The 14,854-nt window shown below is 69.6% G+C and carries 15 protein-coding genes, 1 tRNA gene and 2 pseudogenes; 10 read left to right on the plus strand and 8 right to left on the minus strand.

The window, feature by feature from the left end; all coding sequences use genetic code 11:
- From ACOJVU_RS19240 to ACOJVU_RS19250, 3 genes and pseudogenes are all read left to right on the plus strand, one after another.
- Positions 1-298 (plus strand): annotated as a pseudogene (locus tag ACOJVU_RS19240) (hypothetical protein); the annotation flags it as partial.
- Between the two features lie 580 nt (positions 299-878).
- On the plus strand, positions 879-1,583 hold the full coding sequence (locus ACOJVU_RS19245) for a response regulator transcription factor (RefSeq protein ID WP_421531248.1): 705 nt from the start codon (positions 879-881) through the stop codon (positions 1,581-1,583).
- 3 nt (positions 1,584-1,586) lie between these two features.
- Complete coding sequence (locus ACOJVU_RS19250) at positions 1,587-3,074, plus strand: sensor histidine kinase (protein ID WP_421531235.1); 1,488 nt, start codon at positions 1,587-1,589, stop codon at positions 3,072-3,074.
- Here ACOJVU_RS19250 and ACOJVU_RS19255 read toward each other — a convergent pair.
- Positions 3,071-3,553, minus strand: a complete 483-nt coding sequence (locus tag ACOJVU_RS19255) for a lipoprotein LpqH (protein ID WP_421531236.1) — start codon at positions 3,551-3,553, stop codon at positions 3,071-3,073. The genes ACOJVU_RS19250 and ACOJVU_RS19255 overlap by 4 nt on opposite strands.
- Positions 3,554-3,688: 135 nt before the next feature.
- Here ACOJVU_RS19255 and ACOJVU_RS19260 point away from each other — a divergent pair, with 135 nt between their 5' ends.
- Positions 3,689-5,569: an alkyl/aryl-sulfatase gene (locus ACOJVU_RS19260; RefSeq protein ID WP_421531237.1), complete on the plus strand. Its 1,881-nt coding sequence runs from the start codon at positions 3,689-3,691 to the stop codon at positions 5,567-5,569.
- On the opposite strand, the gene ACOJVU_RS19265 is transcribed toward ACOJVU_RS19260, so the two are convergent.
- From ACOJVU_RS19265 to ACOJVU_RS19285, 5 genes and pseudogenes are all read right to left on the minus strand, one after another.
- Positions 5,559-6,533: an NADPH:quinone oxidoreductase family protein gene (locus ACOJVU_RS19265; protein WP_421531238.1), complete on the minus strand. Its 975-nt coding sequence runs from the start codon at positions 6,531-6,533 to the stop codon at positions 5,559-5,561. The two genes, ACOJVU_RS19260 and ACOJVU_RS19265, sit on opposite strands and share 11 nt — an antisense overlap.
- Entirely contained in the window at positions 6,533-6,715 is a 183-nt protein-coding gene (locus tag ACOJVU_RS19270; protein WP_421531239.1) for a hypothetical protein, read from the minus strand. Before ACOJVU_RS19270 ends, ACOJVU_RS19265 begins: the two co-directional genes overlap by 1 nt.
- Positions 6,705-7,988 (minus strand): acyl-CoA dehydrogenase family protein, encoded by a 1,284-nt coding sequence (locus tag ACOJVU_RS19275; protein ID WP_421531240.1) that lies wholly within the window; start codon positions 7,986-7,988, stop codon positions 6,705-6,707. Before ACOJVU_RS19275 ends, ACOJVU_RS19270 begins: the two co-directional genes overlap by 11 nt.
- Before the next feature lie 16 nt (positions 7,989-8,004).
- A pseudogene (locus ACOJVU_RS19280) lies at positions 8,005-8,768 on the minus strand (SDR family NAD(P)-dependent oxidoreductase).
- A 1-nt stretch (position 8,769) separates the two neighbouring features.
- Positions 8,770-9,816 carry a phosphotransferase family protein gene (locus ACOJVU_RS19285; protein ID WP_421531241.1) on the minus strand — a complete coding sequence of 349 codons (1,047 nt, stop codon included), beginning with the start codon at positions 9,814-9,816 and terminating at the stop codon, positions 8,770-8,772.
- An 82-nt stretch (positions 9,817-9,898) separates the two neighbouring features.
- Between ACOJVU_RS19285 and ACOJVU_RS19290 the strand changes: the two genes are divergently transcribed.
- Positions 9,899-10,534 (plus strand): histidine phosphatase family protein, encoded by a 636-nt coding sequence (locus ACOJVU_RS19290; RefSeq protein ID WP_421531242.1) that lies wholly within the window; start codon positions 9,899-9,901, stop codon positions 10,532-10,534.
- A complete protein-coding gene (locus tag ACOJVU_RS19295) occupies positions 10,531-11,586 on the plus strand; it encodes a phosphotransferase family protein (RefSeq protein WP_421531243.1) in 1,056 nt (351 codons plus the stop codon). The genes ACOJVU_RS19290 and ACOJVU_RS19295 overlap by 4 nt, the downstream gene beginning before the upstream one ends.
- On the opposite strand, the gene ACOJVU_RS19300 is transcribed toward ACOJVU_RS19295, so the two are convergent.
- Positions 11,583-11,942, minus strand: coding sequence for a LapA family protein (locus ACOJVU_RS19300; protein WP_421531244.1), 360 nt, complete (start codon positions 11,940-11,942; stop codon positions 11,583-11,585). The genes ACOJVU_RS19295 and ACOJVU_RS19300 overlap by 4 nt on opposite strands.
- Positions 11,943-12,054: 112 nt before the next feature.
- Between ACOJVU_RS19300 and ACOJVU_RS19305 the strand changes: the two genes are divergently transcribed.
- Positions 12,055-12,654, plus strand: a complete 600-nt coding sequence (locus ACOJVU_RS19305) for a putative glycolipid-binding domain-containing protein (protein ID WP_421531245.1) — start codon at positions 12,055-12,057, stop codon at positions 12,652-12,654.
- On the opposite strand, the gene ACOJVU_RS19310 is transcribed toward ACOJVU_RS19305, so the two are convergent.
- Positions 12,617-13,561: a prephenate dehydrogenase gene (locus tag ACOJVU_RS19310; RefSeq protein ID WP_421531249.1), complete on the minus strand. Its 945-nt coding sequence runs from the start codon at positions 13,559-13,561 to the stop codon at positions 12,617-12,619. The two genes, ACOJVU_RS19305 and ACOJVU_RS19310, sit on opposite strands and share 38 nt — an antisense overlap.
- 119 nt (positions 13,562-13,680) lie before the next feature.
- Between ACOJVU_RS19310 and ACOJVU_RS19315 the strand changes: the two genes are divergently transcribed.
- The 3 genes from ACOJVU_RS19315 to ACOJVU_RS19325 all read left to right on the plus strand — a co-directional run bounded on the left by ACOJVU_RS19315 (position 13,681) and on the right by ACOJVU_RS19325 (position 14,854).
- Positions 13,681-14,202, plus strand: a complete 522-nt coding sequence (locus ACOJVU_RS19315) for a tRNA adenosine deaminase-associated protein (RefSeq protein WP_421531246.1) — start codon at positions 13,681-13,683, stop codon at positions 14,200-14,202.
- Between the two features lie 53 nt (positions 14,203-14,255).
- On the plus strand, positions 14,256-14,735 hold the full coding sequence (locus ACOJVU_RS19320) for a nucleoside deaminase (protein WP_421531247.1): 480 nt from the start codon (positions 14,256-14,258) through the stop codon (positions 14,733-14,735).
- A gap of 29 nt (positions 14,736-14,764) precedes the next feature.
- Positions 14,765-14,854, plus strand: a tRNA-Ser gene (locus tag ACOJVU_RS19325).

Raw genomic sequence — 14,854 nt, forward strand, 5'->3', positions numbered from 1 at the left:
CGCCGGGGTCGTCGTGCTGCTCACCGGTCTGTACGTGGCCTACTACGGCTATTACGAAATCCGGCTCTACTACACCGATGCCGACGCCGGCGACCCCGTGGTGCGGGCCGTCGGCACCGTGCAGAGCCGGCTGGCGGATTGGGTCAACGGACTGAGCCCATGGTTGCTGCTGGCCGTGGGGATGGCGCTGATCGCTGCCGGAGCGGGCTTGCACGCCGTGTCCCGGTGGCGCTCCCGGAGTCACGGCCCCGGCAACGCAGCGGCCACATCCAGCAGGCCAGTCTCACCACAGGGCTGAAAACGGTGAAGATTATTTCACTGCAGCAATATCAGACGAACACCCCACCACACCGACGAGACACCGGGGACGCCAGGCACGCGGCACGGGTCAGCGCTGCGGTTCCTGAGGCTCCCATGCCGTCGCCGCCATCGCCACCGAGCTCCATGATCATTCCGGGGGAGGGCTTGCGGGCGTGACAACAGGGTCGGGCCGCCTGTCCCTGAGGGACCCCGGCAGATCACCGGGCTGCCCCGGCCGTGGATTCGTGCCATCGCCGCAGTGCGGCCTGGGTGCGTGCCGGGTTCCAGGCGAGACGCCGCTGGTGCCGAGTCTGCGCTGGCGGCGTCGAGACTGTGCTCAGCGCTACTTTTTTCGCGTTTCGGCGCTGCCACCGCAGTCTCGACGCCCCAGCGAACGGGCCCGACGGATTAACGGGCAAGACCACTAGACGTCCCACCGTGAAAAATCACGTGACCGCTTCGGCGGCTACGCGTTTTTGTTTCACAGCACACGCATAGCAACGACTTAGCGACGGCTCAGCCGGCCGAGCATACTGGAACCCGTGACGCAACCGCGGGCCTCGGTGGAGCGGGTCGTCATGTGCCGGGCCGACGGCAACCCGATCAACGTGTTGGTCGTCGACGACGAGGCCGTCCTGGCCGAGATGGTGGCGATGGCGCTGCGTTACGAGGGGTGGGCCATCGCCACCGCTGTTGACGGGGCGTCGGCGATGGCGGCCGCGCGCGCCCAGCGTCCGGACGTGGTCGTCCTCGACGTGATGCTGCCCGACATGAGCGGGCTCGACGTGCTGCGCAAGCTGCGCGAGGAGAATCCGCAGCTGCCCGTGCTGCTGCTGACCGCCAAAGACGCACTGGAAGACCGCATCGCCGGGCTGACCGCGGGCGGTGACGATTACGTCACCAAACCGTTCAGCATCGAAGAGGTGGTGCTGCGGCTGCGGGCGCTGTTGCGGCGTACCGGGGTGACCACGCTGGACAGCGGCGCGCAACTGGTGGTCGGGGACCTGTTGCTGGACGAGGACAGTCACGAAGTGAGCCGCGCCGGCGAGCCGATCTCGTTGACGTCCACCGAGTTTGAGCTGTTGCGGTTCATGATGCGTAACTCCAGGCGCGTGCTGAGCAAGGCACAGATCCTCGACCGGGTATGGAGTTACGATTTCGGCGGCCGGTCCAACATCGTGGAGCTCTACATTTCCTACCTGCGCAAGAAGATCGACAACGGCCGCGAGCCCATGATCCACACGTTGCGCGGGGCGGGCTATGTCCTCAAGCCGGTCCGCTAAGAGGTGAGGAATAAGCGCAGCGGCGTCCGGCGGGTCTGGTCGCTGCGGCTGCAGCTGCTGGTCGGACAGGTCGTGGTGCTCGCGGTGGTGTGCATCGGGATCACCGCCGCGACCGAACTCTCGCTGCTGCGCCACCTCGTGGCCCAGCTCGACGGGCAACTCGCCGGGACGTCCTACCGCTCGGCACTGATGTACCACGAACGGTCCCATCCGGGCCGGTGGAACCACCCGCACCCGTCTCCGAGGCCCGGACCGGGCCCGCGGTTTCTCGACGCTCCAGGGCAGCCGGCGGGGATGGTGGCCGCCGTGGTCAGCGACGGCAGGACCGTCGACGCCGGCTACCTGACCCCCATTGGCACCCGGGCCGCCGTGACCCCCTCGGCGCAGGCGCAACTCGCGCGTATCGCCCACAGTCGCGCGCCGGTGACGCTGGACCTCGACGGCCTTGGCCGTTACCGCGTGGTGGCCGCGCCGAGCCGGAGTGCCAACGACATCATCGTCACGGGTCTGTCGATGGCGAACGTCGACGCCACCATGATCCGTATGCTGGTCATCCTCGCGATCGTCACCGTGATCGCGCTCGTCGCGGCCACTACCGCCGGGGTCGTCATCATCCGGCGGGCGCTGGCGCCACTGCGCCGCGTCGCACAGACCGCCCGTGAAGTCGTCGACACCCCGTTGGACCGCGGTGAGGTGAAGCTGCCGGTGCGTGTTCCCGAATCCGATGCCAACCCGCACACCGAGGTGGGCCAGCTGGGGTCGGCGCTCAACCGGATGCTCGACCACATCGCCGCGGCGCTGTCGGCGCGCCAGGCCAGCGAGACCCGGGTCCGCCAGTTCGTCGCCGACGCCAGCCACGAGCTTCGCACGCCGCTGGCCGCGATTCGCGGCTACACCGAACTCACGCAACGTCTGGGTGATGACCGCGAGGCGGTGGAGCACGCGATGAGCCGGGTGGCATCGGAGACGGATCGGATCACGCGCCTCGTCGAGGACCTGCTGTTGCTGGCCCGCCTGGACTCCGGCCGCCCGCTGGAACGCGAGCCGGTGGACCTGTCGAGGCTGGCGGTCGACGCGGTCAGCGACGCGCACGTCTCCGGACCGGACCACCGGTGGGAGCTGGACCTACCCGAGGAACCGGTGATCGTCACCGGCGACGCGGCGCGGCTGCACCAGGTGGTCACGAATCTGCTCGCGAATGCCCACATCCACACCGGCGCGGGCACCGTCGTGACGGCGCGGCTGAGCGCCGAACCCGGATATGCCGTGATGCAGGTGATCGACGACGGGCCCGGGATTCCGCCAGCCCTGCAATCGGAGGTGTTCGAACGCTTCGCGCGCGGTGACACTTCGCGCTCCCGCAAGGGAGGCAGCACCGGTCTGGGGCTGGCGATCGTCTCCGCGGTCGTGCGGGCGCACCAGGGGACCATCACGGTGGACAGCGCCCCCGGTCGCACCGAATTCACGGTGCGATTGCCGCTCAGCGATTAGCTGGAACAGTTCACCTCGATTTCGAACGGCTTGCTCACCGGCTGCATGGGGTTTGCCATGTTCACCCCCGTGGCCGTGCCGGTGATCGTGTAGCCCGTGCCGTTCCTGGTCGCCGAGGCCCTGCCCTGGCCGGTGCCCGGTGCATAGCCGAGCGTCACCCCGTTGACGTTGCCCAGCCCGACGGACTTCACCTCGGGCGGGTTGCCGTCGGTGAGCACGGCCGCGATACCGGTGGCCGAACCCCCGATCGCAATGGTGATCGTGCTGCCTGCGGTGCTGCACACCGTTGTGCCACTGACTTTTTGGTCCTTGCCGTCGATGACAACCTTGGACCCGGCCGACGCGCCGGAGCTCGCCGCCGAGCTCGTACCCGAGCTCGGCCCGGAACTGCCCGTCGTCGACTTATTGCTCGAACAACCGGAAATTCCTGCCGCCAGAATCGCCGCCCCGGTTACCGCGACCGCCAGTCCACGCTTCACCCGTGCTCCTTTGCCCGATGTTTGCGGTCCTTTGCTCTCGGGGACCTTTCGGGGAGTATGCGGGTGTGCGGGAGCAAAGACCAGGGCCTGAGGGAAACTCTTTGCGTGTTCATGAGTTGCCGGACGTGACACGCTGTGTCCGTGATTCACAAACCCCCCACCGCGATCATCGAGGCGGCGCATCGCCAACACGTTCTGCCCTTGGCGGACACGACTGATTTCGGTGACGCGGACCGTGGCTTCATCGCGGCCTTGTCCCCGTGCGTCGTCAAGGCGGACGACGGTCGCGTCGTGTGGGACAACGACGCGTACGCCTTCCTGGGCGGACCAGCGCCGGCGACGGTGCACCCCAGCCTGTGGCGGCAGTCGACCCTGGCCGCCAAACAGGGCCTCTACGAGGTGGTTCCGGGCATCTACCAGGTGCGTGGTCTGGACCTGTCCAACGTCACTTTCGTCGAGGGCGACACCGGGATCATCGTGATCGACCCGCTGGTGTCCACCGAGGTGGCCGCCGCGGCCCTGGGGCTCTACCGCGCTCACCGCGGCGGCGAGCGGCCCGTCGCCGCGGTCATCTACACCCACAGCCACGTCGACCACTTCGGCGGCGTCCTGGGCGTCACCTCGCAGGCCGACGTGGACGCCGGCGCGGTCGCGATCCTGGCCCCGGAGGGGTTCATCGAACACGCGGTGCAGGAGAACGTGTACGCGGGCCCGGCGATGACCCGGCGCGCGACGTACATGTACGGCACATTGCTGCCGCGCGGACCCCGCGGCCAGGTTGGCTGCGGGCTCGGGCAGGCCCCGTCCACCGGCGAGGTGGCCGTCATCGTTCCGACGCTGGTCATCCGGCGCACCGGCGAGAAGCACACCGTCGACGGCGTGGAGATCGAGTTCCAGATGGCGCCCGGCACCGAGGCGCCGGCCGAGATGCACTTCTACTTTCCTGGTTTCCGCGCGCTGTGCATGGCCGAGAACGCCACCCACAACCTGCACAACCTGTTGACCCTGCGCGGCGCGCTGGTCCGCGACCCGCGCGCGTGGTCGGGCTATCTCACCGAGGCGATCGACGCCTTCGGCGACCGCGCCGACGTGGTGTTCGCCTCCCATCACTGGCCGACCTGGGGACGCGAGCGCATCGTCGAGTTCCTCTCGCTGCAGCGCGACCTGTATGCCTACCTGCACGACCAGACGCTGCGGTTGGTCAACCGCGGGTACACCGGGGCCGAGATCGCCGAGATGTTCCAGATGCCGCCGGCCCTGGAGCGGGCCTGGCACACCCACGGCTACTACGGGTCGGTCAGCCACAACGTCAAGGCGGTCTACCAGCGCTACATGGGCTGGTTCGACGGCAACCCGGCCCGCCTGTGGCCCCATCCCCCGGAAGCCATCGGGCCCCGGTATGTGGCGGCGATGGGCGGGGTCGACCGGGTGGTCGAACTCGCCGCCGCCGCATTCGAGTCGGGCGATTTCCGTTGGGCGGCCACCTTGCTCGATCATGCGATGTTCACCGACAGCGGTCACTCCGGTGCCCGCGATCTGTACGCCGATACCCTCGAGCAGCTCGCCTACGGCGCGGAGAACGCGACCTGGCGCAACTTTTTCCTCAGCGGCGCAACCGAATTGCGGGACGGCAACCTGGGCACCGCCACCACCGCGACGTCGCTGTCGCTGCTGGCGCAGCTCACCCCGGAGCAGATCTTCGACGCCCTGGCCACCCGCGTCGACGGGCCGCGGGCCTGGGCACTCGACGTCACCGTCGATGTCGAATTCGCTGACCTTGCGGTCAATTACCGACTCGCGCTGCGCAACGGCGTGCTGGTCCATCGCAAGGTCGCCGCGGACCCGGCGACCGCGTCGGTGACCGTGAGCGTGGACGGCAAGCTCCGCCTGCTGACCGTCGCGATGGGCGACTTCGACTCGCCGGGCTTGCGGATATCGGGGGACCGGGAGGCGCTGCAGGCAATTCTCGGCGTGCTCGACGCACCCGACCCGGCCTTCAACATCGTCACGCCCTGACGTCGATCACCACCTTGCCGACCGCCTTGCGGTCGGCCACGTGCCGCAACGCCGCCGCCGTCTCGTGCAACGGGAATCGGGCGCCGATGTAGGGCGCGACCGCGCCGGCCGCGAACATCTGCGAGAGCTCGAGTACGTCGCGCGCCGCGTCATCGGGCCGGTCGGCCATGAATGTCCGGACCTCCATGCCGCACAGCGTGATGCCTTTGAGCAGAACCGGATTCAGCGGGATGGACGGGATGGTTCCCGCGGCGTAGCCCAGGGTGACAAACGTCCCGCCGCGGGTCAGGACGCGCAACGCCGGCTCCGCATACGCTCCCCCGACGGGGTCCAGTACCACGCGCGCGGCGTCCCCGGCCAGCTCGCGGATGCGCGACTTGAGGTCCTCGGAATCGTAGTCGATGACCGCCTCGGCGCCCCGCTGCCGGCACAGCGCGAGCTTGTCCGCGCTGGACGCGGCCGCCAGCACCCGGGCGCCCATGGCCACCGCCAGATCGACCGCCGCCAGCCCCACGCCTCCTGCGGCACCCAGCACCACCACCCACTCCCCTTGCTGCACAGAGGCAATCGAGCGCAGCGCGTGATACGCGGTGCGGTAGGTGACGCCGAAGGCCGCTGCCGAGGCGAAGTCGGCGCCGTCGGGGATGAGCGTCACCGATCCCGCATCGAGCAGGGCTTGCTCGGCGAATGCCCCGGTGGGTGTGATGGCGGCGACCCGCTGGCCGGCCCGGAACGGTGCGCCCGCGCCGACGGCCACCACCTCGCCGGCCAGCTCGCTGCCCGGGACGAACGGGACCGGGATCTTGATCTGGTACTTGCCGGCGATCAGCAGCACGTCGGGGAAGTTGACCGCGGCAGCGTGGACCCGCACCACCAGCTGGCCGCGACCGGGCACCGGGTCGGGTAGCTCGTCGACGACCAGGTCCTCGGGTGCGCCGTAGGACCGACAGACGGCAGCGCGCATCAGCCGGCCCCCAGCTCCTGCAGGCAGAACCGCACCAGGTGCGCGACGTCCTCGGGGCCCGGCCGGTCGTCGGAAGAGCCGACGCGGCGGCGGATGGCGGCTGTGCAGTTGAACGCGGGCTGCCCAGCGGCCGTGCGCGTCATGCCGGTCAGGTGCGAACCGGCGGCCAGGCTAATGGTCAACGAGGTCGCCGTATTTGGCGCGGGTGGCTTCGCGGCGCACGTCGCGCATCTCGCTGGGCCACGCGGCGTCTTCGGCCTGGTACCCCTTGAGCAACATCTTGGCCAGGTTGACCTTGTGGGCCTCGGTGGGGCCGTCGGCCAGCCCGAGCACCACGCCGCCGAGCAGCACATTGACCAGCGGCAGCTGGTCGGTGGCGCCCAGCGCGCCGTGCACCTGGATAGCGTGCATGCCAATCGATTTCAGCACTTTCGACGCCAGGATCTTGCAGGCGGCGATCTCCGGGCGGGCCGCATGCTCGCCGGCGGTGTCGATGAGCCATGCGGCGTGCAGCACGGCCAGCCGGAAGGGCGTCAGCTCGGTGTATGAGTCGGCGACAAAGGCCTGCACCAGCTGTTTGTCGGCCAGCGAACTACCCTGAGTGAAGCGGCTTTTCGCGCGCCTGGACATCATCTCGACCGCGCGCTGGGCCACCCCGATCGAGCGCATCGCGTGGTGCAGCCGCCCGCCGGCCAGCCGCGCCTGCAGGATCATGAAGCCCTGCCCCGGTTCTCCGAGCAGCGCGTCCCCGGGCACCCGCACCCCGTCGTAGTGCACCAGGGAGTGACCGGCCTCGTGGGGCAGCGCACCGACCAGGTGGTGGGTGGCCTCGACCCGCAGCCCGTCGGTGCCGGCCGGAATCAGGAACGTCGAGGCACCGTGGTGGACCGGGACGTCGGGGTCGATGATCGTGACGACGATGAAGAACGAGGCGACCGACGCGTTGGAGGAGAAGTATTTCCGCCCCGTGATCACCCAGTCGTGCCCATCGCGGACGGCTGTGGTGGTGAAGACGCGTGGGTCCGAGCCGCCCTGCGGCTCGGTCATCGAAAAGCACGAGAAGATCTCCCCGGACAGCAGCCCCGACAGGTAGTTGTCCTTCTGGTCCCGCGTGCCGAAGCGGGCGATGATCTCTGCGTTGCCGGTGTCGGGCGCCTGGGTGCCGAACACGATCGGCGCCCACGGGCTGCGACCCAGGATCTCGTTGATCAGCGTCAGCTTGACCGCGCCGAACCCCTGCCCGCCCAGATCGGGACCCAGATGCGGCGCCCACAACCCGTTGTCGCGGACCTGCTGCTTGAGGGGGTCGACGATCCGGCGGCGTTCGTCGTTCAGCGGCAGGAACTCGCAGCCGGGGAACAATATCTCGAGGGGTTCGACCTCCTCACGCACGAACTCGCGGACCCAATCGAGCTTTTTCTCGAATTCCGGCTCGGTGGAGAAGTCCCAAGGCATCCAAGGCTCCTATCGGTTAGGGGATTCCGCCGTCGGCCCGCACGATGGAGCCGGTGGTGAAGCTGGACGCGTCGGACGCCAGGAACAGCGCTGCGCCGACGATTTCGGGCGGATTTCCGGCCCGTCGCAGTGCGAGGTGGGCGAAGGGGTTCTGCGTCGCCGCGTCGAGGTTCCACGCTGTGCTCACGTCGGTGAGAAACGGTCCGGCCATCAGGGTGTTCACGCGGACCGTCGGCCCGAACGCCTGCGCCAGGCCTTCGGTCATCGCGTTGAGGCCGGCCTTTGCCGCGGCGTAGGGAATGATGCCGCCATTGGGACGCAGCGAGCCGGTGGAGCTGACGTTGATGATCGAGCCGCGCCCGGCTGCCACCATCTTCTCGCCGACCAGCGCCGACAACCGGAACGGCCCTTTGAGGTTCAGGTTGACCACTGCATCGAACAGCTTCTCGGTGACGTCGGTCAGCGTGTCGTACAGCGGCGACATGCCGGCGTTGTTGACCAGGGTGTCGACCTTGCCGAACCGTTCGTAGGTCGCCTCGACCGGGCCGTCGAGCTGGTCCCAGCGCCCGACGTGCACCTGGTAGGCATGGCGCAGCGCCCCGTCGCGGCCTCGATCTCCTTGGCGGTCGCCACGCAGTTGTCCAGGTTGCGGCTTGCGATCACCACGGCGGCGCCGCAACGGGCGGCGGCGAACGCGATCTCGCGGCCCAGGCCCCGGCTGCCGCCGGTGATCAGCACAACCCGGTCGGTGAGGTCGAAAAGGTTTTCGGCATAACCCATTTCAGCCCGCCTTCCTCGGTGGCGAGCGGGCCAGCTCGGCGGCGGTGGAGATCAGCTTGGGGATCATCGCCGCGAACGCGTCCTGCACCTTGGGATCCACCTTCCCGGTGCGCACCCCGGCGGCATACGTCTTCTCCAGCACGATGCCGAGTTTCCAGTTGGCCAGCACCAGGTAGTAATCGATGTTCTCGGTGGACAGCCCGCTGAGCTTCTCGTAGTGCTCCAGCAACTCGCTGCGGGTCGGCATGCCGTTCATGTCGAGATAAAAGCCGCCGTCGCTGGGGTGTTCGCCGTCGTAGCCCAGCAGCGCCCAGGCGAGGTCGAGCAGGGGGTCTCCGACCGCGGTCATTTCCCAGCCCACGATCGCGGCCAGCCTGGCCGGCGCCCCGCGCGCGAACATCACGTTGGCGAACTGGTAGTCGCCGTGCATGATGCCGGCCTCATACGACGCGGGCCGGTTGCGCCGCAGCCAGTCGGCGGCCGCGTCCAGGCCGGGAAGCTCGCGGACCTGGTAGGCGGCCAGAAACGCCAGCCAGCGGGCGACCTGCCGTTCGTGGAATCCGTCGGGCCGGCCGAAGCCCTCGAGGCCTTGGGCGCGCCAGTCCACCCGGCCCAATTTGGCGGCGCCCCCCACCAGCTCGAACGCCAGCCCGCGGCGGGCCGCTAGGTCGACGTCGAACGGCGCCGGCCAGCCGCCGTCCATCGGGCTCCACCCGTCGATCGCACGCATCACGTAGAAAGGCATTCCGAGCACGGTGCCGGTGTCGTCGGCGGCGATCAGCTCCGCGTGGGGCACATCGGTGCCGGACAGTGCCCGCACCAGGCGGATCTCGCGGAGCAGGCCGTCGATGCGGGCGGTATCGGCGCGGGCCCCGGGCATCCGCAGCACCATTGCCTGCCCGCCGCGGTCGATCCGGTACAGCGCGTTCTGCGAACCACCTTTCAGTGGTTCCAGCGATGGTGGCTCGCCGCCGCCCGGGGCGTCGTTGGCGTCGAGCCACCGGCCCAGCACGGCCGCGTCCGGTCCGGTCTCACCGCCAAGACCCATTGCGCACCCCACTCTCCGTGCGGAGAATAACATTCTCCGCACGTCGGGCAACGGGCTCGCCGCCGCATGCGAGGCTTGTCGCATGCAAGTGCTTCTGGTCCGGCATGCCCTGCCCCTGCGCAGCGAACCCGGTGAAGGCTCCGATCCCGAGCTGTCGGAAGAAGGGCTGGCGCAGGCCGGGCGCCTGCCCGCGGCGCTGGCCAGGTTCCGTGTCGGCCGCGTGGTGAGCAGCCCCCAGCGCCGCGCGGTGCAGACCGCGGAGCCGGTCGCGGCGGCTCACGAGCTGCCGGTCGAGGTCGACGATCGGTTCGCCGAATACGATCGCGACCTCCCCCTCTACATTCCCGTCGAACAGATCCGTGTGGAGCGGCCCGAGGAGTGGGCGCGCATGGCTTCCGGGCATCTGCCCAGCGCGGTCGACGAGGACGCGTTTCGCGTGCGGGTGCGTGCCGGGCTCGACGACGTCGTCGCGGCGGCCGACCACGACGACACGGTGGCGGTGTTCGGCCACGGCGGGGTGATCAACGTGCTGCTGCACGAGATCCTGGGCACCGCGCGGTTGCTGTCCTTTCCCATCGACTACGCCTCGGTGACCCGCCTGTTGTTCTCCCGGTCCGGCCAGGCGACGGTGGCCACGGTCAACACCACCGAGCACGTCTGGGACCTGCTGCCCCGAAATCACCGCCGGGTGACCGGCGATGGTAAACAAGTCCGGTGACGTCAGCTGATCAACCCGAGGGCCTCGACCTGGCCGGGCTGGACCGTTATCTGCGGTCGCTCGGCATCGAACGCGACGGCGACCTGCAGGTGGAGTTCATCTCCGGCGGTCGTTCCAACCTGACCTACCGGGTCTACGACGACAAGGCCGACTGGCTGGTGCGGCGCCCACCACTGCACGGCCTCACCCCGTCGGCGCACGACATGGCCCGCGAGTACCGCGTGGTCGCCGCCCTACGGGACACGCCGGTTCCGGTGGCGCGCGCGATCGCGCTGTGCGAGGACGAGTCGGTACTGGGTGCGCCGTTCCAGATCGTCGAATTCATCGCCGGGCAGGTGGTGCGACGACGCGCCCAACTCGAGGCGCTCAGCCACACCGTCATCGACGGCTGCGTCGACGCGCTGATCCGGGTGCTGGTCGATCTGCACGGCGTCGACCCCGAAGCGGTGGGGCTCGGGGACTTCGGCAAACCCAGCGGCTACCTGGAGCGCCAGGTGCGCCGCTGGGGATCGCAGTGGGAGCTGGTGCGCCTGCCCGACGACCACCGCGACGCCGACGTACACCGCCTGCATGCCGGCCTGCGCGACTCCGTCCCGCAGCAGAGCCGGAGCTCGATCGTGCACGGCGACTACCGTATCGACAACACGATCCTGGATGCCGACGACCCGACCCGGGTGCTGGCCGTCGTGGACTGGGAGCTTTCCACGCTGGGGGACCCGCTGTCCGACGCGGCGCTGATGTGTGTGTACCGGGACCCCGCGCTGGACCTGATCGTCAACGCGCAGGCCGCCTGGACCTCGCCGCTGTTGCCCAGCGCCGACGAGCTGGCCGACCGCTACTCGCTGGTCTCCGGATGGCCGCTGGCTCACTGGGAGTTCTACATGGCGCTGGCCTACTTCAAGCTTGCCATCATCGCGGCCGGGATCGACTTCCGCAGGCGGATGTCGGATCAGGCTCAGCGCAAAGGCGCCGGAGAATCCGAGCACGCACCCGAGGTGGTGGCACCCTTGATCTCGCGCGGCTTGGCCGAACTCGCCAAGCTGACCGGTTAGCGGTCCTGCCGGGCGGCCACCGCGTGGTTCTTCTTGGCCGCGCGGCGCAGCTGCGTGATCCGCGCCGTGCCGACGGCCACGGTGATCAGCCCGCCGACGACCGCCGCCAGCAGGATGGCCACCCCCAGCGGCAGGTGCCAGCGCCAGCCCAGGAACGTCAACGCCGTCGTCTCCGTGTTCTGGGTGATGAACACCAGCAACAGGATCAGGATCAGGAAGCCGGCGATCAGCGACGACCACAGCGCGCCGGCGCGGGTGAACCCGATCGCCGGTTCTTTGGGCGGCGCGCCGGACTGGGGCGGCTTGGCGGGCTGGGGCGGCGGCTGGCCGGAGGAGGCCGGGGTGTGGCTGCTCATGTCCACATCTTTGTCCCATCCGGCGGGGAATGAAACCAGCACTGATCCCGGGAGGTGGGGGCAGTTGCCGACTCTGCCGCCGCGGACGGCGGCCACGTCTTACGGTAGACGGGTGAACGCAGACCCCCCAGATCCAGACCGACGCGTGTGGCAGGCGATGCTGACCTGGCGCGCGCAAGACGTCCCGCGCATGGAATCGGTCCGAATCCAGGTGTCCGGCAAGCGGATCCGGGCCAACGGGCGCATCGTGGCAGCGGCCACGGCGACCAGCCCGGCCTTCGGCGCCTATTACGACGTGCAGACCGACGAGATCGGTGCCACCAAGCGTCTCGGGATGACCGTCACGTTGGCCGAGCGGGAACGCGTGCTCGCCGTCGCCCGTGACGAGGAGAACATGTGGTTGGTGACAGATCACCAGGGTGACCGGCGCGCCGCCTTCAACGGCGCGCTCGACGTCGACGTGGTGTTCAGCCCGTTATTCAACACGCTGCCGATCCGGCGTCTGGGACTGCATGAACGCGCGGAGTCGGCCTTGCTGCCGGTGGTCTACGTCAACGTCCCCGACATGTCGGTGAGCGCGGCCAGCGTGAGCTATACCAGCACCGGGAGCCTGGGCGGCATCAAGTTGCGTTCCCCGGTCGCCGACACCACCGTCCGTGTCGACGAAGAGGGTTTCATCGTGGACTATCCCGGGTTGGCAGAGCGGATCTGACCACCCCTCCCGCGCGGCCGGCGGCGGCCAGCTCCTCGCGCCAGTTCTCGGCGCCGACGACGACGGCGACGATGTCGTGGCGCGGGAAACTGGCGTAGCGCGTGCGCGCGGCGTGGCCGGCCTCGACGAGGTCGGCCACCGAGTCGTGGCTCGCCAGCGACTCGCGGGCGTGGCTCAGCAGCTCGATGGCGTGGTCGAGGGTGGGCACCAACCGGGCGGTATTGCTTTCGCACATGGCCCGCACCAGGTCCGGCGCGGTGCCCGCGACCCGGGTGCCGTCGCGGAAGGAGCCGGCGGCAAGGGCGAAGGCCAACGGGATCTCTCCGGCGGTGACGGCGAGGGCCTCGGCGAGCAGGTGCGGTAGGTGCGAGATGGCTGCCGCCGCGGCGTCGTGCTCGTCGGATCGGGCCGGCACCACCAGGGCGCCGCAGTCCAGCGCCAGGGCCGTGACCATCGACCACACCCCGGGGTCGACGTGGTCGTCGACGCTGACCACCCACGGCGTCCTGGTGAACAACCCGGCGTCACCGGCCGCCCACCCCGAGTCCGCGGTGCCTGTCATCGGGTGACCGCCGACGAAGCGCCGCAGCAGACCGGCGTCGGCGACCTCGTCGTGCACCGCGCACTTGACGCTGGTGACATCGGTCAACGGGCAGTCCGGCGCCAGCTCGGCGACGTAGGCGAGCATCCCCGCCAGCGCCGGCACCGGGACCGCGAGCACGATCAACGCTCCGGTTTCCGCCGCGCGGGCCAGCGTCCCGGCGAGGTCGGTGCCGGCGGCGAAGCCGTCGGAGACGGCGGCGTGCGCGCCCTCCACCGATCGGTTGTAGCCGAACACCTCGCGGCCGGCCGCCGCGGCCGCCCGCATGATGGAACCGCCGATCAGCCCCAGGCCGAGCACGCACACCGGTGTCTTCGAAACGGGGCTCGCCACAGTCCAAGATTGGCACAGACCCGGACGGCGGTGCCGCCTGCGACCCGGTTCGTCTGGTCAAGTGGCCAGGTCAACGACTAGCGTAGGCGCCCATGGAAGCACAGCGGGCCTCGGCCCAGGGGCCGTCCGCGGAGATACCGGACGGGTTCGGTGTCGCCGTAGTGCGCGAAGAGGGCCAGTGGCGGTGCTATTCCCTGTCGGCCACGGCTCTGAAGAGCCTGAAGGCAGCGGAGACGGAGCTGCGCGAACTGCGCAGTGCGGGGGCGGTGTTCGGGCTCCTCGACGTCGACGACGAGTTCTTCGTCATTCTCCGTCCGGGCCCGTCGGGAACCCGGCTGTTGCTGTCGGACGCCACCGCCGCGCTGGACTACGACATCGCCGCCGAGGTCCTGGACAAACTGGACGCCGACCTGGACCTCGACGACCTCGAGGACTCCGAGCCCTTCGAGGAGGGCGACCTGGCCTTACTGGCAGACATCGGGCTGTCTGATGCGGTGCTGGGGGTCATCCTCGATGAGAGCGACCTCTACGCCGACGAACAGGTGGGCCGCATCGCCCGGGAGATGGGCTTCGCCGACCAGCTTTCGTCTGTGATCGACCGCCTCGGTCGGTGACCGCGAGCGCGGCGGAGCCGGGCGCGGCGGGTCGCCGCCGTCAGGCCCGGTCGGTGACCGCGAGCGCGGCGGAGCCGGGCGCGGACGAGGACCTGATCCGCGCCGCACTGGCGGCCGCCGCGACCGCGGGTCCCCGTGATGTGCCCATCGGCGCGGTGGTCGTGACCGCCGACGGCACCGAACTCGCCCGCGCGGTGAACGCGCGCGAGGCCCTCGGAGACCCGACCGCACACGCGGAGATCCTGGCCCTGCGGGCGGCCGCTCGCGCGCACGGCGACGGCTGGCGCCTGGAGGGGGCCACGCTGGCGGTCACCGTGGAGCCGTGCACCATGTGCGCGGGCGCGCTGGTGCTGGCTCGCGTCGCGCGGCTGGTGTTCGGCGCGTGGGAGCCCAAGACGGGGGCGGTCGGGTCGCTGTGGGACGTCGTTCGCGACCGCCGGCTCAACCATCGTCCCGAGGTGCGTGGCGGTGTGCTCGCGCAGGAGTGCGCGGCGCCGCTGGAGGAGTTCTTCGCCCGGCAGCGATTGGGTTGAGCGGCCACCGGTTCGGTAAGCTGCTCCACGGTGGCGTGTCCGAGCGGCCTAAGGAGCACGCCTCGAAAGCGTGTGACGGCTAACACCGTCCGAGGGTTCAAATCCCTCCGCCACCGCCA

It is taken from the genome of Mycobacterium sp. THU-M104, assembly GCF_049197365.1.
Classification (GTDB): domain Bacteria; phylum Actinomycetota; class Actinomycetes; order Mycobacteriales; family Mycobacteriaceae; genus Mycobacterium.